General features: G+C 60.5%; 3 protein-coding genes and 1 pseudogene. 2 read left to right on the top strand and 2 right to left on the bottom strand.

The genetic code is table 11. The features are described 5' to 3' along the window. Window positions 1–540 (bottom strand): annotated as a pseudogene (locus tag EOA86_RS34000) (SAM-dependent methyltransferase); the annotation flags it as partial. A gap of 246 nt (window positions 541–786) precedes the next feature. On the opposite strand from EOA86_RS34000, the gene EOA86_RS41355 reads away from it, so the two are divergent. Beyond that, complete coding sequence (locus tag EOA86_RS41355) at window positions 787–921, top strand: hypothetical protein (protein ID WP_281035728.1); 135 nt, start codon at window positions 787–789, stop codon at window positions 919–921. 104 nt (window positions 922–1025) lie between these two features. Next, window positions 1026–1316 (top strand): Dabb family protein, encoded by a 291-nt coding sequence (locus EOA86_RS34005; RefSeq protein ID WP_065008787.1) that lies wholly within the window; start codon window positions 1026–1028, stop codon window positions 1314–1316. 28 nt (window positions 1317–1344) lie between these two features. Here EOA86_RS34005 and EOA86_RS41360 read toward each other — a convergent pair whose 3' ends face one another. Next, window positions 1345–1470: a hypothetical protein gene (locus EOA86_RS41360; RefSeq protein ID WP_277569092.1), complete on the bottom strand. Its 126-nt coding sequence runs from the start codon at window positions 1468–1470 to the stop codon at window positions 1345–1347. Window positions 1471–1569 lie beyond the last annotated feature (99 nt).

Below are 1569 nucleotides of genomic sequence, written 5' to 3' on the forward strand. Positions count from 1 at the left end.
GGCCAGCCGCATAGAGCGCCGGACGAATAGGTCATGCTCGGATCCAGCCATTCCTTGTAAAAGGCGTTGCCGAGAACGTGATGCGCCGAAATGTTGCGCTTCGAGCCGGTGCGGGTGTTTTGGTTGAACCAGTGGCGGACCCGCTGGACGGCGTTGACCAGCCAACTGGCGCCGCCGGCGATGCTCTCTCTGATTTCAGAATTGACCACTAACAGTCCAGGAAACTGGTCACGTCGGGACTGTCCCAATCGCCGTCCATGTAGCATTCGGCGATGCCGATGGTGCCGCCGTTGAAGGCGCGGCCGTGCAAGCGCCAGTTCTTGAGCACCAGTTCGGCGTCCGGACCCGGCGCCTTGCCGCCGACGAGGACGGCGCGGCCTTCCGGCATCCTCACCTTGAGCGAGCCGCGCGGCAGTTCATCGCCGCCGACAGCACCATCCGCGCCTTGGCCGGCAGGCTTTTAGCGGTTTCGGTGAAATTGAACTCGTCCAACCTGACCCCGTCGCCCGATGCAACGCCGGTGTCTTCCTTGTGAGCTATGTCACGCCCCCGGGACTTCTGCGGCGCCGGCGAAAAATGGCCGGTTTCCACACACTCTTGCAGTTCATTCGCCAGGGCGCGAACGCCGCCTCCCGATGAATCCCCGCAGCAATCTTTCATGCCATCAAAGGGAACTTCAAGAGCCAAGGCAGGCGAACACGGATCAATGGATAGATTCTGGGGGAGGGCGCTGCTCAACGCTGGAATCACTATGGTTGCAGCCACCCAGATGCAGTAGTTTCACGCATGCGTTATGTCATCGTCATCTGCGCCGTCACGTTCTTCCTGATCTGGGACGGACTCTACAATCAGGGCCGCTATCTCGACACCACGGTCGGGGAGATAACGCGCGTCCTGCGCTACATCACCAGTATCGTCTAGGTTTCTTTCCCCGCCCAACGCGTTGTCGCCGCGACATCGTTGCCGGTTGACGCGAGCGTTTTGCCCACACAAAACACGCTTGCACATCGATCGAGGAGGCTGGGTTGATCCGGCATATCGTTTTCTTCAGCGCGCGGCACAAAGAGGATGTCGAGGCCGTACGCAGGGGCTTGCTGGCGCTGGGCAACATTCCCCATTCCCGCCTTTTCGAGGTGACGCTCAACACCAAGGTTGACCCGCTTTCGGACGAGATCGACGTGGTCGTTTATGCCGAGTTCGAGGATGATGCCGCTCTGGCCGCCTATAAGGCGCATCCGCTCTATGCCGAGACGACCAGCCAGGTCAAACCGCTGCGCGAATTGCGATATTCGGCGGATGTTGTTGGCTGCACCTGAAGAGAAATTGACCGAAGCAGGAGCTACATTACTCTGCCTGAGCGGCGGTCGGTTCGGTCGGATCGGCGCCCGGCCGCTTTGGCGCGTCCCAGACCAGCATGGCGAGAACAGCCATCGCTACGACCGCTGCCGTTATGAACAGGATCTTTCTCATTTGGGTGACGTAGGTTGGTTTCCGGCAGCGGCAAGTATTCCGGAGGCTCGCATAATGCGGCCACGATAGGCCGCCGGATCTTCGCGGCGTCAGGTGGGG

The sequence above is a fragment of the Mesorhizobium sp. M5C.F.Ca.IN.020.32.2.1 genome, assembly GCF_004023105.1.
Taxonomy (GTDB): Bacteria; Pseudomonadota; Alphaproteobacteria; order Rhizobiales; family Rhizobiaceae; genus Mesorhizobium; species Mesorhizobium wenxiniae.

What these genes read in the sequence shown, in the direction of transcription:
- EOA86_RS41355 (WP_281035728.1), top strand. Translation starts at nt 787, where the DNA reads ATGCGTTATGTCATCGTCATCTGCGCCGTCACGTTCTTCCTGATCTGG.
- EOA86_RS41360 (WP_277569092.1), bottom strand. Translation starts at nt 1,470, where the DNA reads ATGAGAAAGATCCTGTTCATAACGGCAGCGGTCGTAGCGATGGCTGTT.